This window comes from Gardnerella bretellae, assembly GCF_048545135.1.
GTDB lineage: Bacteria > Actinomycetota > Actinomycetes > Actinomycetales > Bifidobacteriaceae > Bifidobacterium > Bifidobacterium greenwoodii.
In genome coordinates, this window is the sequence record NZ_JBKQXU010000003.1 from 47,415 (window position 1) to 61,628 (window position 14,214).

Below are 14,214 nucleotides of genomic sequence, written 5' to 3' on the forward strand. Positions count from 1 at the left end.
AATTATTACGGACGGTAAAAATATCCAGTTGGCGCTTTAGCAGATTTTAACGATATAACTTTTAGTACAACCCCGGAACGTTGGTATCCTTTAACTCCTATGCTCCCCCTAGAAACGCGGGCGCGAAGCATAACCCACTCATGTTCGTGAAGTTTGTTGGCATTTTTATAGTTTGCAACTAAACCAAAAGGAGACATATCTAGAATGCAGCAAGACATGAGTTGACGAGATAAACGAAACTGATTTGCTCCTAAAGTAGTATCACGACTTACAAACCCTGTAATCGTAACCGTATATCCTTCATATTTTGAAATATTATGGTCGATTTCGTCATACCATAAACCGAAATCATCGTTTTTTACTTTTATTTCACGAGATTTTTCGCTCAACCCAGAAAGTATCGAATTGTGTCTTCTAATAGCAATAGCTCTGCCTCCTGCGTAACGATCAAAACAGCCAGAGCTAAATCTTTGCGACGATTGCAGAGGAATAATAATTAGCAGTGCAGGAAGCGCTAAAGAAACTAGTATTTTCCAAGAATCTCGTGCAGAAACATCAAACCATCCCAATGCAGCACAAAATGCTAAAACTAAAAGCAGAACGGCTGCAATTATCAAATATGCGAACGCTCGAGGAGTGGTAAAAAGCGTGTACTGTCCACTTAAAGTTACTGTGGCAATAACTGCTGCTAAACATAAAAGCACGAAAGATTCTAATATTTTTGCAAAAGTAATACGATTACGCTTTTTATTTTCTTCACTAACAGAACTTGTATTTTTCATAGCATGAACCCCCAAGCCCAGTTAGAAAACAGTGAAGCTAGAAGGCAAAAGCCTGCAATTGTTAGCGTTAAACGCAATACGAATTTGCCTCTGCAATCAGAAACAAGCATAAGAGTATTTTTTAAATCAAGCATTGGGCCAAATAGCAAAAATACTAAGACGGAAGACATTGGTAAAGAAGCTGCTAAACTTCTAGCAATTACAGCATCCGAACTTGAGCACAACGAGCTAAAATAGGCAATAGCCATCATTGCGGGTATTGCAATCAAAATATTGTTAGCTTGTATTCTGGAAGCAGGATCCGCCCCTAACCAAGCTCGTATAACAGAAGCAACAATAGTTCCGCACACAATAATTGGTAAAAGTTTCAAAAAATCTTCGTGAATATGCTTTATATACAGCTTTACTTGCAAACAAATACTTAATTTTGTGCAATTTTGCGTCTTTAATTGTTCTGAAGAATTTTGATTTTCTTTATGATCGCAGCCACAATTTAGTTCACAAGAACATTTTGGTTTAAGATTATTTTTTAATAAATTTTCGTTACGTAAAACAGATGATTTTGTTGGGAATATTGCAAAACTTAATCCAACTAATAACGCAATACCAACTCCTAAAGCAACGCGCATAACGGCTACAGCCGGAGCATCAGAAAAAGCGTACCAAGTCGCTAAAACAGACACAGGATTTACAACAGGAACAGCACAAAGGAAAGTTATTGCGCAAGGAAGCGGCAATTTTCTTGCAACGAGCCTAGAAAATGTTGGCACAACCACACAGTCGCACACAGGCACGCATACTCCAGCAATTATGGCAGCTAAAAAACCGTTTGCAGTAGATTTTGGAGCATGTTTTTCAATAAAATCAGCCGTTACCCAAGTTTCCACAGCGGCGGAAACAAGAACGCCAATAAGAGTGAAAGGAATCGCTTGCAAAAGTAGGCCAGCAACACCTCGAACAGTGGTGTCAATAAGAAGCCATGGGTAACGCGCTTGTAAAGCCGGTGCCATAGCAATAATAAGAGCAGCGAAAGGCACTCCTGCAATCAAAAAAAGATAGTTTGCAGAATTTGCTTGTTTTGCCGGTTTTACTGCTTTTCCCGCTCTTACTGCTTTTTCCAGTTTTAGCATGACAACACTTCCACCAAGCCGTCACTCATTCGATACCTTGCACCAACAAGCATCAAAGCGTCTTTGAAAACAGCTTCGCGAATTATTTGTGATTTTTCGCAAATTTCAGCCAAAATATTAGACACGTGAATACGTTCAATATCATCTGTATCTAAATTTTCCTCAACACCTGCGAGCGCAGCAGGCCCTAAAGAACGCAGCAATATTGACTCGCTCGACTCAATTATTTCGCTTGTTTTATCTTCGTCGTATTCAGAAACCAGCTTTTGCACGTTCGGCAAAACAGCCTGTACTGCGCCGCAATGCTCATGCCCAAGCACAACCAACACTTTTACTCCCAAATCACTCACAGCGTATTCTAGCGAAGCTATTACGGCATCATCCAACACTTCTCCAGCTGTGCGAACAGAAAAAATATCGCCCAAGCCGGCGTCGAATATAAATTCTGGAGCAACTCTAGAATCTGCGCACGAAAGCACAACAGCTCCAGGATGCTGACCGTCAATAAGTTTCATGCGCGCTTGTGAATTTACGCCTGCATGCGCTGAATTGCCTTCTGCAAATTTGCGATTCCCCGCAAGCATTGCACTTAATACCGATGTAGCTAAAACTGAATCTTCATTAGCAAAATCTTCGTTTGCTTCTTCTTGCATTATTACCTCCTACACTGGCATTGGCAATATTTTTAGTTGCTTAAAGTTTAAAAATCTTTTACCTACCGAATATATTGTATCTTTCGTAGTAAATAAGAATTTTGTTTAAGAATATAAGCCTATTATCAAAAAAGCTCCCGTATTGCAATTCGCAAATACGAGAGCCTTCTTGATTTAGTAATTTATTAAATATCATCCAGTATTCTGCAAGCCTGCAGCAACACCGGAAACAGTGCAAAGAATAAGGTATATGAACTCTGCCTGCTGGCTTTCGCTCAACTCTTCCTTATCTACCTTGTTGCGAAGCTTGTGCAATGCAAGGGATTGGATTACAGAAAGCGCGTCCACGTAAGGAGAGCGCACGCGAATAGCCTGGCCGAGCACGTGACGATGCTGCAGAGGCCACTTGTCGTCAACTATTTGCAAAACCCACTTGCGAGTAAGCTGCATTTCCGAAAGTACTTTATCGCTCAAATCCTCACGATCTCCAAGACTTAAGTACATGCGAGCAATACGCTCATCCGTTTTAGCCAAAGACATCTCAATATTGTCAATAAAAGTACTAAACAACGGCCACTCTTCGTAAGCGCGACGCAAAGTTTCCAAATCACCAAACTTTTCGCAAGCCGTACCCAAACCGTACCATGCAGCCAAGTTAATGCGAGCCTGAGCCCAAGAGAACACCCACGGAATTGTTCTCAAATCGTCCAAAGACTTCGCACCCAAACCGCGCTTAGCTGGGCGAGAGCCGATTGGAAGCAAACCGATTTCACTCAAAGGCGTAACTGTAGAGAACCATGGAGTAAAGTCATCCGTTTGCAGCAAATCGAGGAAGCGCTCATGAGCTGCAACATCAAGCTTTGCAGCCATATCCGCATACTTCTTCGTCATATCAGTGTTAGTTTTTTCAACACTTGGCGAAGATTGCAGCAAAGTTGCGGAAGCAACGGATTCGACGTGGCGAATAGCCAAAACTGGATTTCCGTAACGCGCAAAAATAACCTCACCTTGTTCAGTAAGCTTAAATCGGCAGTTGACGGACCCAACAGGCTGAGCAAGCACTGCACGGTTTGCAGGACCGCCACCTCGACCAACAGCGCCACCGCGGCCATGGAATAGTGTCAAATCAATATCATGCTTCTTAGCCCACTGAGCAATACGCTCCTGAGCAGAGTGCAAAGCAAGCGTTGCGGAAGTAGGGCCAGCGTCCTTGGAAGAATCCGAGTAGCCGAGCATAACTTCCATCTTGCGGCCAGTAGCCTTAAGACGAGCCTGCACTTCAGGAATTTTAATAATCTCCTCAAGCACGTTTACTGAGTTCTGCAAATCTTCCAACTGCTCAAACAGTGGAATAACGTCGATTGTTGGCGCATCCTGTGGGTGAGCAAAAGAAAGACGATTTAGCTCAAATACGTCACGCACATGCTGAGCAGATTTTGCGAAGGAAATAATGTAGCGTCGAGCAGCACGCATGCCGTTGCGCTTTTGGATTGCTCCCAAAGCGCGGAAGGTGTCGAGCACTTCTCGAGTCATTGGCTGAAGCGGTCCGCGCTCTCCGTGCAATCCGTGTTCGCGAATATCTTCCAAAGCGCGAGAATGCACGAGAGAATGCTGGCGGAATTCCATCTCAACCATGTGGAATCCAAAGGTTTGAGCCTGCCAAATCAAATCCTGCAAAGGACCATAAGCTGCTCGAGGATCTCCACCTTCTGCCAAAGAACGCTGCACAATTTGCAAATCTTCAATAAAATCTTCGCAAGAATGATACATTAAGTCAGTATCGCGGCTAATAGTGCGATGCAAACGGTCAGCCATTACAAGCATTACAGCACGATGCGGCTCATTATTAGAAACATCTGAAGCGTTTTCTGTAAGCTGTTCGCTCATTTCGCGCTGACGATTCCACAACTCGAGCAGCTCCACGCTTGGAGGAGTTGTGCGAGTTTCCATAGTTAAGCATTTGCCAACTTCGCGCGTGCGATTTTCCAAAGCCGCAAGCACATGATCGCTAAACTTTCGAGCAACCTGACGGCTTACTTTAGCAGTCACATTCGGGTTGCCGTCTCGATCCGAACCAATCCAGCTTCCTGGGTGGAAGAAAGCAGGGCAGCGAGGCGGCACAAGACCTGCCTTATTGCCAAGCAGCCAATCGTCAAAACGACGATACACAACTGGAATAGTGTCAAATAATGTAGCGTCGAAAATGTCAAGAATAGTGTCAGCTTCTTCAACCGGAGTTGGCTTCTTCAAAGCAATCGGAGAAGTGCGAAGAAGCGCATCAATTTCGTTATAGAGACGACGATAATTTTCTCGCTTGTCAGATCCGCCTAAACGATGATGTTCGCTTAATAATTGCGAAATTCTGCGAATCTTTCCAGCCACAGCCTTACGACGAGCTTCAGTTGGGTGTGCAGTAAACACAGGATGGAACTCAAGTTTTGCAAGCAATTCCTTAGCTTGAGCTGGACTCATTTCCGTTAATAATTTGTGATACGCGCAAGTTAATTCGTTAACTGGATCAACCGGCAACGAATCCTCAACTTCACATTCACGCTGATGAAGTACAGAAACGCGATAATTCTCTTCGCACAAATTAGCGAGATGGAAATACGTTGCGAAAGCGCGTGCCAGAAGCTGAGTATCATGCAAATTCATTCCGTTGATCTTGCTAACAGCCTTACTCAAGCCATCGTCTGCTGTTACTTTTGCATCTACCATTTGCGCAAAATGCGCGGCACTAGCTTCAACAGCATTCAAACGCACATCGTCAAATACTGCCAATAATTTTTCATCAAATTCACCAAGAACATCGCGAAGAATATGCAAGCACAAATCCATGTCTTGCTTAAGCGATGCTGGAAGGTCACGCTCCTCTGGGCCTTTTCGTCCTAAGCCAGACGTAACAATAGTTGCGTCCGCTGGAGTAACCTGCTGATTTTCTTCTGTCATCAGACCTCCTTGCGCTAGCAAATAAGGTTGCTTGGTCATCTGACTTCCGCGGCTCCTCCGCGGTTATTTAGGTCAAAAGTTGCAAGCCCACAGCCTTGTTTACAGCGAAATACCAAGTTAATTTTGAAACTACCACCGGACGTAGCATAAATAGTATTTTGTTAGCAAAAATTTACTAGGCAACAGGGGTGCGTATACTGAAAAATTGTGAGCACAGTAGATAGTAATGAAGACAATAATACTTGCAATAATACAAGCAGCGATAATTGCGATAGTTGCAACAATAATTACAACAACAGTCGCGATAACAAGCCGGAAATTCTTCCAACAGGACACGTAGTAGGAAAACCTTCTGGACGTTTTCATACTCATGCTATTCCGCTCGACATGGACGACGTTGAGCGCGATTGGGATAAGCCTGTTACCGAAGCGTGCATAGCTGCAAAATCAAGCATTATTATTCGCGTTGGTGCTCTAGGTTTAGGAGCCGGAACCGGAAGCTACCGTGTTCGCGAGCTTATGCACAGAATCGGCGAACCGATGGGAGTTCACGTTCGAGCAGACGTAAATCTCACGGATATTGAAGCAACTTGCACAGATAAGCATGAGCGCATTACAGAGGTTGTTGACCTTCCAACTACTGGCGTAAATACTGAACGAATTTGGCTTCTTGAGCATTTTGCCGACTGGTTTAACGTTAAACTTGGAAACGATTCCCTCTACCACTCAAAAGCTACGGTTTCTAAAGAATTAGTTGACACTCTTCAAGAAAGCGACGTTGAGCGCGATATTGTACAAACAGCTAAACAGTCGGAAGAAAATGCTGCAAAAATAGCGGAAAAACAAGCTTTACAAGAGGCAATCAAAAAAGAAAAGCCGCGAGGAATTTTCGCTTTACAGCCAGAAAATGCTTACGCTGAACATTTTTCGCATGTTCAAAAAATTACAGAAAATAGCAATAAGGAAGATGAAAATAATCATCCTCTTACAGTTCGCGAAGTACACGATCGTCTTGATTTGATTAAAAATCGCAAGCCGCTTTATAAACCGTGGTTTGCTGGTCTTGCTTCTGCTGTTGCTTGCGCATCCTTCGCATTTTTGCTTGGCGGCGGAATCTACGACATGATTGGCGCTTTTATTGGAGCTGGAATTGGCCACTATATTCGTCGCCGCATGTTTATGCATCATCTTAACCAATTTGTGGTCACGTTCGTTGCTGTTGCAATTGGCGCTCTAGCATGCATCGGTTCATTGCGACTTATTGGCTACTTCGACCCAAGCGCACTAAATCACACAACAGCATACATAGGCTCTGTATTGTTTGTTATTCCAGGCTTCCCGCTTATTACAGGCGGATTGGATATTGCAAAAATAGATTTCCCTTCCGGAATTCAACGTCTGTGCTATACGCTTGCAATTATTTTAATGGGAACTCTTGCAGGCTGGACTGTTGCAAGCATTGTTCAGCTTAATCCTCAAGGTTTCCCTCCGCTCGGATTAAACCCTTGGCTTAATGCAGTTCTGCGGCTTATTACAGCTTTTGCTGGCGTGTGGGGCTTCTCCGTGCTTTTTAATTCTCCACAGCGCATGTGCATAGTTGCAGGAGTTATTGGAGCTATTACAGATACTCTGCGCTTAACTATGACGGATTTTGGTATCGCTGCTGAAATTGCAGCGTTTAGCGGCGCTTTACTTGCAGGCTTACTTGCTTCTGCTTGGAGAGCTATTGTTCGCCACGGATTTGCACCTCAATATTTGGGGTATCCGCGAATAGGTCTTACCGTTCCATCTATTGTGATTATGGTTCCGGGACTTTATATGTATCGCGCAATGTTTTATCTTGGACAGTTCCACACGCTTCCAGCGTTAGATTGGACTTTCCGCGCTTTTATGGTAATTATTTGCTTGCCTATTGGTCTTGCTGTAGCTCGCGTTATTACCGATAAAAGCTGGCGTTACGACGTGTGATGTTCTAAATTTCAGTCTATTAATTTTCAATAAAAAAAGCCGCTTACAAGTTTTCTTGCGAGCGGCTTTATTTTTTATTACTTTACTTATTGAAATTTAATTAGTACTTCATTCCCATAGCGTCTCGCACTTGGGAAAGTGTTTCTTCTGCAATAGCATTCGCACGCTTATTGCCATCGTGCAAAATGTCTCGAACAGCATCCATGTCTTTTGCTAATTCTGCACGACGCTCACGGTGAGGAGCCAGGAAGTTATTTACGTTTTCAATTACGTAAGCTTTCAACGCACCTGCTCCAGAGTTGCCAATTTCTTCAGCAATATCTTTAGGATCCCTACCTGTTACTAAACCTGCAGTAGTAAGAAGCGCTGAAACTTGTGGGCGAGCAACTGGATCAAAAGTAATCATTCTTTCCGAATCAGTCGGGCTCTTCTTAATTAGTTTGGCTGTTTCTTCGGCAGTAGCTCCAAGCATGATTGAATTACCATAAGATTTGCTCATCTTACGACCATCCAATCCTGGAATTTCTGGAGCGTCAGACAAAATTGCTGCCGGCTCTGGGAACACTGGATTCTTTTTTGCGTATCTTTCGTTAAATCGTCGAGCAATTGTGCGCGTAATTTCAATATGAGGCAAATTATCTTTACCAATCGGCACAACATTAGCTTTGCAGAACAAAATATCGCAAGCTTGATGCACTGGGTAAGTAAGCAGCAATCCGGTTAAAGCGTGTCCAGATGATTCCATTTCTGACTTTACAGTAGGATTCCTGTGCAATTCTGCTTCCGTAACTAAAGACAAGAATGGTAACATAAGCTGATTTGCTGCAGGCACAGCAGAGTGCGTAAATATCATTGTTTTTTCAGGATCAATTCCTGCAGCCATATAATCAAGCACTAAATTCAAAACATTATCTTCAATATGCTCGGTTGTGTCACGGTCAGTAATTACCTGATAATCAGCAATAATAATATTGGTTTTTACACCACGCTTCTGCATTGCGACACGCTCACGAATAGAACCAAAATAGTGGCCTAAGTGCAGGCGTCCTGTTGGACGGTCTCCTGTAAGCATGGTAAATGAAGAAGGATTACTTTCTAGTTTTTCAAGCGTTGCATCCGAACGTTTACGCGCTGCAAGAAAGCTTGCACTCATCTCATTTCCTGCGGCTGTTACCTGTGCTTCTTCCTGCATTTTTAGCTCCTTACATACACGCATTTTTACGCTTAAAATATGGCTTTCATGGTAAAAGTTTACACAGACAATATACTCGGTTGCGGTTAAGTGGTACGCTCTTGTGTGATGAACTGATTGTTACGGTAATTTTTTAAGAGGGGGTCAGATGGGCCGCGGACGACAGAAGGCAAAGCAACAGAAAATTGCCCGTAAGCTCAAATACCTGACGACCGATACGGATTATGACGAGCTTGCTAAGGAGCTTAACTCCAGCGAACCCGGACAAGGATCCTTCGATCCATTTGCGTCGAGCGAAACTTACGAGGAAAACTCGTATCTTCCAGATCAGGAAGCAACTGTTCAAGAAGATGATTCTAATGAGTCTTCCAACGATGATGATTTAGACGAATATGCAAAGTGGGCGGCAGAAGCTGCAGCTAAGGCTGTAAATAATGAAAATTCTTCTACAAATTCTGGCGCGCATACTCCTGTGCATCATCACATTCCTATGCCAGTGCCGAGTTTCATGCATAAGAACGATAAATAAATCTTAAAATTACTAATAATTAGGTTGCTAGTAATTATTTTTAGCTAAATATCCTGGGTCTAAAAAATGAAGGCCCAGGATATTTGTAAATAAGCATTATAAATAGATGTCATAAATTTATATCAAGTGGCAAAATATCGCTTAAATCATCACGCTCGCCGATTGCGCTTATGTTTCCGCACTGTTTTTCTTGCTGCCAACTTGTAATACCGCACGAAATTCTTAACCAAACTTGCGGATCGAGCTCAATAACATCCGGCGGAGTAAGATTATGCGGGTCAGAAGCTGGTCCTTCCAAAATTTTTACCGCACCAAAAGGCGCCACTCTTACTTCTACTGCACAACCAGGAACTTTGTTTTCAAGAAGATATAAAGAATATCTAACTGCTAAAGCTTCGTCAGTTGGAGAAATATCTAAAATATCGCTACTTATTTGCATAGCCTCTTCGCCATTATTAAGCGCTTTATTAGCAGACATACACCATGCTTTCCAAGCACATTGTCCTCTTTTTATATCTCGCTCAAGTATTACTACCATATTTTTATTATCTTCTAAACAACATACTTTCATAAATACATTTGTATTAAGAAGTTATATATCAATATTTAAAGGTGTTAGGTTGTGGTACTATTAGGAACATCGTGTGCATTAACGTACCTTTTGTAGTTATCTACAACGTGGTATTGGTTTAACTGCCTAAGCATAAAGTTTAAGGCTGCACACTTTTTAGGAAATATAACAAACGGCACAAGGAGTCAAATATGACTAAACACGTCGCGCCGAAAGCCAAAACTACTGCGACGGCATTTGCCAAAGAACTTCAAGAGCACCTCAAGTACACCCAGGGTGTAACGCCAGAGCAGGCCACCACGGCAGATGTGTATGTTGCCGCTGCTACCGCAGTTCGTCGCCACTTGATGGACTCTTGGATGCAGACACAGCATGACATGATTAACGGAAACACCAAGGCTGTTGGCTATTTGAGCGCAGAGTTCTTGATGGGTAAGCAGCTTGAGAATGCTTTGTTGAACGCTGGTCTTACCGACCAGTTCGAAAAAGCTGTTACGAAGCTTGGCTTCGATCCAAAGGCTGTTATCGACGCTGAGTATGAACCAGGTTTGGGTAACGGCGGTTTGGGTCGTCTCGCAGCCTGCTTCATTGATTCGCTCGCCTCTATTGGCGTTCCAGCATTCGGCTACGGCATCCAGTATCGTTACGGCATCTTCAAGCAGCGCTTTGATGAAGAAGGTAAGCAGATAGAAACACCTGATTACTGGCTTAGCAACGAAGAGCCATGGGGCCACATTGATTACGGTCGTGATCAGCGCGTCAACTTTGGCGGCGAAGTTGTTGAAGAAAACGGCAAGCGCGTGTGGAAGCCAGCTTGGTCTGTTCGTGCAGTACCAGTTGACTACATGGTTCCAGGTTACAATTCTGGTCGCGTAAACACTCTTCGTTTGTGGACTGCTAAGTCTTACGACGAGTTTGATTTGCTCACCTTCAACAAGTCTGAGTACTTGGATGCTGTAAAGCCACAGGTTGCAGCAGAAAACATTTCTAAGATTCTTTATCCAGAAGATTCCACTCCAGAAGGTAAGGCTTTGCGTCTTGAGCAGCAGTACTTCTTCGTAGCTGCTTCTATTCATGACGCTATCCGCGTGTTCTACCCAGGTCAGGATAAGCCGGATCTCACAACCTTCCCAAGCAAGATCAACTTCCAGTTGAACGATACTCACCCAGTTATTGGTATTCCAGAGCTTATGCGCGTTCTTATGGACGAGTACGGCTACGATTGGAACACCGCTTGGGGTATCACCACCAAGACCTTCAACTACACTTGCCACACCTTGCTTCCAGAAGCTTTGGAAGTTTGGCCAGCCAAGCTTATTGGCGAACTTTTGCCACGCCACCTTGAGATTATTAAGGGCATTAGCGAGCAGTTCCGCAACGAGCTTCGCGGTAAGGGCGTTGCTGAGGATCAGGTTGAGCGTATGCGCATCGCTACCGACGCTGACGAAAATGGCGAAGGTGCTGTAGTCCGCATGGCTTACTTGGCTACCTACGGCGGCTCTTACGTTAACGGCGTTGCTGAGCTTCACTCTGAGTTGTTGAAGGATGTCACTTTGAAGGACTTCTCCAGCGTTTACCCAGATAAGTTCAAGAACGTTACTAACGGTGTAACTCCTCGTCGCTTCGTGCGCTTGAGCAACCCACGTATGTCTGCTCTTATTACTGAGGGCTTGGGCACCGACGCATGGCAGGGTGATTTGGAGCTTCTCGAAGGCTTAAAGCCATTGGCTGACGACAAGGCATTCGTTAAGAAGTTTGCTGAAGTTAAGAAGCAGAACAAGCTTGCCTTCGTTGATTTCGCAAAGCAGAAGTATGGCTTCGAAATCAACCCAGACACTATGTTTAACACCATTGTTAAGCGTTTGCACGAGTACAAGCGCCAGTCCATGAAGATCCTCCAGGTTATCTCCACATACGCTGGAATTAAGAACGGCACAATCGACGTTGACAAGATGCTTCCACGCACCGTGTTCTTCGGCGCTAAGTCTGCTCCAGGCTATGCTATGGCAAAGCTCACCATTCAGCTCATTAACAATGTTGCTCGCGTGGTGAACAACGATCCAGCATGCAAGGGCAAGCTCGCTGTGTTCTTCCCACCAAACTACAACATCGAGTTGGCTATGAACTTGATTCCTGCTACCGATTTGGATGAGCAGATTTCTCAGGCTGGTAAGGAAGCTTCCGGTACCGGTAACATGAAGTTCGCTTTGAATGGTGCTTTGACTGTTGGTACTCTCGATGGTGCAAACGTTGAGATTCGCGAGCGCGTTGGCGCTGAGAACTTCTTCCTCTTCGGCATGACCGTTGACGAAGTTGATAAGCTCTACGCTGAAGGCTACGATCACGGCGGATCCCGTAAGTACTACGAGTCTGATCCTCGCTTGAAGACCGCTGTGGATATGGTTGCTGACGGCACATTCTCCAATGGCGACAAGAGCGTGTACGAGCCACTCGTCAACGATTGGCTTACCCACGATTACTTCATGGCAATGGCTGACTTCAGCTCTTACATGGATATTCAGGCTCAGATTGAGGAAACTTACCGCGACCCAATGAAGTGGGCTCGCATGGCAGTTTTGAACGTAGCCAACTCTGGTTACTTCTCTTCTGACCGCTCTATCGAAGATTACCTCGATCGCATTTGGCACACTGGTGCTCTTCCAGTTGCCGAGTGAGCATAAAAATAGCGTCTTAATCGCTTAATAAGAAAAAGGCGGAGGCTGTTAATCAGCTTCCGCTTTTTGTTTCTAGTAATTAAATCGAAATTAATCACAAGTAAGTAAATAAACAAGTAAACAAACAATAAAGGCGGCTGCACATACACACAGTCGCCTTTATTTGAAGTATTTTAACACAACACTGCTGTTTTATTCTTCAACAGCAGGAGCGTCTTTACCTTCTGTCTCTTCTTTTTCTAGCCCCAGATCAATTGGTGAAGAGCTGTTCTCCCACGGCTCCTCCCAAGGGTCATAATCAGGATTGTGCTGCTTATAAACATACAATGCAGCAATTCCTGCGAGCAGTGCTCCGAAGAGCAGTGCAAAGAACTTCCAACCGCCAGAGGATCTGTTCTCCATGATGGCTCCTTTCGGGTTAAGCTGACCTGCTCGTCCAAGTCAACGATTTATATAGCGTTTTGTCGCTTACTCACTATCATAGTTGCTTTTCTTCAGAGTTGCATCTTTTTACACAATCTTATTGATTAAATTTGTGAAGTAAAGCCTATATCATAAAGATATGCATAATTTGGATATAAAAAATTTATGGAATAGAATACGTTTTCGCAGCAATACTGTTACTGCAATTCTCATATACGCTTGCATTGTTACTTGGCTAATAGAAATATTTTTATACTTCGTAACTAAAGAAACCTACATTACTTTTATAGAATATACTGCCTTCGTGCCAGTTACTGCGTTAAATACCCCATGGACTTGGTTCACATCAATGTTTGTTCATGCGCCAAACATCACTCATATTTTCTTCAACATGCTGTGCCTTTGGTCACTCGGCGCAGAACTTGAGCGTTATTTTGGCAGATGGAAATTCTTTGGACTTTATTTAATATCGGGTCTTGGAGGATGCATTGCAGATATTATTTGGTGCAGAATAATTAATAATTGGCAGTCCGCCTCTTATGGTGCTTCAGGCGCAATTATGGGTCTTATTGGCGCACTTTTAGTAGCTCAGTGGCGACTTGGTGAAAACATGCGAGGAACAATTATTTGGATTGCGATTACTCTCGCTATGCCAATTATTATTCCAAATATAGCTTGGCAGGCTCATGTTGGAGGTTTAATTATTGGAACAGCGCTTGCAGCATTGCTAGGAGTACAAAATCCTCTGCTTAGAAAAGCTTCGTTTAATACGCGTTTCTTAACGTATTTTATTTCTATTTTTATTATTCTTGTTGCGTGCGCAGTATTCTGCTTACAAGGATTAGCTTAGTTAAATTACACGCATGTAGTTTTCCACCATTGTGTACAGAACTGTGGATAACTTGGGTATAAGTTGGGCATAAGATGCTAACAACTACTCAAGTTATCCACATAATTATTCACAAATGCTAATAACTCGCCATTTTTGCGCTTGTGCAAAAGTGTATAAAAGTTATCCACAATTACTACTCTATGTTAATTAACTTTCGAAAAGCGCAGAAACGTAATTAGAAAAACAATCTACTCTACTGTTTTTCTGGCAGTTTATTCCAATTAAAAGGCTGTTCAACCAAGTAGTATGCGTTATCGTCATCAGGCGCAGGCGCAAACTTCACAGGCTTAGTTTTATATGATGGAATAAATGGATTTAGGAAAGAATCTATAGTTTTAGCAGGCTTAATAGGTTCTTCGGTTTTCTTATACAACTTAGGATCTCTACGCAGAATAAACGGTCTGTCCATATTTGGCTTATTTTTTAATTATTATTAATCTGAAGAACAAG

Annotated in this window: 11 protein-coding genes and 1 pseudogene; 4 read left to right on the plus strand and 8 right to left on the minus strand. The window is 43.3% G+C overall.

The window, feature by feature from the left end; translation table 11 throughout:
• Positions 1 to 5: 5 nt before the first annotated feature.
• The 4 genes from ACJV7B_RS02905 to ACJV7B_RS02920 all read right to left on the minus strand — a co-directional run bounded on the left by ACJV7B_RS02905 (position 6) and on the right by ACJV7B_RS02920 (position 5,514).
• A complete protein-coding gene (locus tag ACJV7B_RS02905; protein ID WP_419388937.1) occupies positions 6 to 782 on the minus strand; it encodes a TIGR03943 family putative permease subunit in 777 nt (258 codons plus the stop codon).
• Complete coding sequence (locus ACJV7B_RS02910) at positions 779 to 1,912, minus strand: permease (protein WP_119520988.1); 1,134 nt, start codon at positions 1,910 to 1,912, stop codon at positions 779 to 781. Before ACJV7B_RS02910 ends, ACJV7B_RS02905 begins: the two co-directional genes overlap by 4 nt.
• Positions 1,906 to 2,565 (minus strand): carbonic anhydrase, encoded by a 660-nt coding sequence (locus ACJV7B_RS02915; protein ID WP_047923656.1) that lies wholly within the window; start codon positions 2,563 to 2,565, stop codon positions 1,906 to 1,908. Before ACJV7B_RS02915 ends, ACJV7B_RS02910 begins: the two co-directional genes overlap by 7 nt.
• Positions 2,566 to 2,757: 192 nt before the next feature.
• Entirely contained in the window at positions 2,758 to 5,514 is a 2,757-nt protein-coding gene (locus ACJV7B_RS02920) for a phosphoenolpyruvate carboxylase (protein ID WP_004133866.1), read from the minus strand.
• A gap of 207 nt (positions 5,515 to 5,721) precedes the next feature.
• On the opposite strand from ACJV7B_RS02920, the gene ACJV7B_RS02925 reads away from it, so the two are divergent.
• Positions 5,722 to 7,482: a threonine/serine exporter family protein gene (locus ACJV7B_RS02925; protein WP_004133868.1), complete on the plus strand. Its 1,761-nt coding sequence runs from the start codon at positions 5,722 to 5,724 to the stop codon at positions 7,480 to 7,482.
• 100 nt (positions 7,483 to 7,582) lie between these two features.
• Here the strand turns inward: ACJV7B_RS02925 and trpS are convergent, their stop codons facing one another.
• On the minus strand, positions 7,583 to 8,674 hold the full coding sequence (trpS, locus tag ACJV7B_RS02930) for a tryptophan--tRNA ligase (RefSeq protein ID WP_410296311.1): 1,092 nt from the start codon (positions 8,672 to 8,674) through the stop codon (positions 7,583 to 7,585).
• A gap of 148 nt (positions 8,675 to 8,822) precedes the next feature.
• Here trpS and ACJV7B_RS02935 point away from each other — a divergent pair, with 148 nt between their 5' ends.
• Positions 8,823 to 9,203, plus strand: a complete 381-nt coding sequence (locus ACJV7B_RS02935; protein ID WP_004136650.1) for a DUF3073 domain-containing protein — start codon at positions 8,823 to 8,825, stop codon at positions 9,201 to 9,203.
• A 109-nt stretch (positions 9,204 to 9,312) separates the two neighbouring features.
• Here the strand turns inward: ACJV7B_RS02935 and ACJV7B_RS02940 are convergent, their stop codons facing one another.
• Complete coding sequence (locus ACJV7B_RS02940; protein WP_419389019.1) at positions 9,313 to 9,741, minus strand: sterol carrier family protein; 429 nt, start codon at positions 9,739 to 9,741, stop codon at positions 9,313 to 9,315.
• 224 nt (positions 9,742 to 9,965) lie between these two features.
• Between ACJV7B_RS02940 and ACJV7B_RS02945 the strand changes: the two genes are divergently transcribed.
• Positions 9,966 to 12,449: a glycogen/starch/alpha-glucan phosphorylase gene (locus tag ACJV7B_RS02945; protein ID WP_004136644.1), complete on the plus strand. Its 2,484-nt coding sequence runs from the start codon at positions 9,966 to 9,968 to the stop codon at positions 12,447 to 12,449.
• Between the two features lie 192 nt (positions 12,450 to 12,641).
• Here the strand turns inward: ACJV7B_RS02945 and ACJV7B_RS02950 are convergent, their stop codons facing one another.
• Positions 12,642 to 12,851, minus strand: a complete 210-nt coding sequence (locus tag ACJV7B_RS02950) for a hypothetical protein (RefSeq protein WP_004126589.1) — start codon at positions 12,849 to 12,851, stop codon at positions 12,642 to 12,644.
• Between the two features lie 160 nt (positions 12,852 to 13,011).
• Here ACJV7B_RS02950 and ACJV7B_RS02955 point away from each other — a divergent pair, with 160 nt between their 5' ends.
• Entirely contained in the window at positions 13,012 to 13,722 is a 711-nt protein-coding gene (locus ACJV7B_RS02955) for a rhomboid family intramembrane serine protease (protein WP_004136640.1), read from the plus strand.
• Between the two features lie 235 nt (positions 13,723 to 13,957).
• Here the strand turns inward: ACJV7B_RS02955 and ACJV7B_RS02960 are convergent.
• Positions 13,958 to 14,188: pseudogene (locus tag ACJV7B_RS02960) on the minus strand (PASTA domain-containing protein); the annotation flags it as partial.
• Between the last annotated feature and the right edge of the window lie 26 nt (positions 14,189 to 14,214).

What these genes read in the sequence shown, in the direction of transcription:
- ACJV7B_RS02905 (WP_419388937.1), bottom strand. Translation starts at nt 782, where the DNA reads ATGAAAAATACAAGTTCTGTTAGTGAAGAAAATAAAAAGCGTAATCGT.
- ACJV7B_RS02910 (WP_119520988.1), bottom strand. Translation starts at nt 1,912, where the DNA reads ATGCTAAAACTGGAAAAAGCAGTAAGAGCGGGAAAAGCAGTAAAACCG.
- ACJV7B_RS02915 (WP_047923656.1), bottom strand. Translation starts at nt 2,565, where the DNA reads ATGCAAGAAGAAGCAAACGAAGATTTTGCTAATGAAGATTCAGTTTTA.
- ACJV7B_RS02920 (WP_004133866.1), bottom strand. Translation starts at nt 5,514, where the DNA reads ATGACAGAAGAAAATCAGCAGGTTACTCCAGCGGACGCAACTATTGTT.
- trpS (WP_410296311.1), bottom strand. Translation starts at nt 8,674, where the DNA reads ATGCAGGAAGAAGCACAGGTAACAGCCGCAGGAAATGAGATGAGTGCA.
- ACJV7B_RS02935 (WP_004136650.1), top strand. Translation starts at nt 8,823, where the DNA reads ATGGGCCGCGGACGACAGAAGGCAAAGCAACAGAAAATTGCCCGTAAG.
- ACJV7B_RS02940 (WP_419389019.1), bottom strand. Translation starts at nt 9,741, where the DNA reads ATGGTAGTAATACTTGAGCGAGATATAAAAAGAGGACAATGTGCTTGG.
- ACJV7B_RS02945 (WP_004136644.1), top strand. Translation starts at nt 9,966, where the DNA reads ATGACTAAACACGTCGCGCCGAAAGCCAAAACTACTGCGACGGCATTT.
- ACJV7B_RS02950 (WP_004126589.1), bottom strand. Translation starts at nt 12,851, where the DNA reads ATGGAGAACAGATCCTCTGGCGGTTGGAAGTTCTTTGCACTGCTCTTC.
- ACJV7B_RS02955 (WP_004136640.1), top strand. Translation starts at nt 13,012, where the DNA reads ATGCATAATTTGGATATAAAAAATTTATGGAATAGAATACGTTTTCGC.